Source organism: Pseudomonas sp. 05N431, assembly GCF_056397005.1.
Genome location: NZ_JBFTMN010000067.1, coordinates 1 through 452, shown reverse-complemented (window position 1 = coordinate 452; position 452 = coordinate 1). Strand labels below are relative to the sequence as shown.

Below are 452 nucleotides of genomic sequence, written 5' to 3'. Positions count from 1 at the left end.
CCGATACGGCCGCCGGTACGGAAAACCAGACCCTGAGCATTGACGTGCTGGCCAATGACACCGATGTCGACGACGGTCACCTGTTCACGCTGAACTCAGCCAGCGCGCCAGCCAACAAGGGCAGTGCCAGCGTGGTCGGCAACCAGCTGCTGTTCAACCCCGGAGCTGACTTCGATCATCTGGCGCAAGGGGTGGTCGAGCACGTGACGCTCAGTTACCAGATGCAGGATGAACACGGCGCGCTTTCGAGTTCCACGGTGGACGTCACTATCACCGGCACCAACGACGCGCCGGTRGCRGTGGCCGATACGGCCGCCGGTACGGAAAACCAGACCCTGAGCATTGACGTGCTGGCCAATGACACCGATGTCGACGACGGTCACCTGTTCACGCTGAACTCAGCCAGCGCGCCAGCCAACAAGGGCAGTGCCAGCGTGGTCGGCAACCAGCTG

Annotated in this window: 1 protein-coding gene; it reads left to right on the top strand. The window is 62.7% G+C overall.

From position 1 onward, the window contains the following. On the top strand, positions 1-452 hold a 452-nt coding region (locus AC1DIG_RS29330; protein ID WP_477770118.1), incomplete at both ends, for an Ig-like domain-containing protein.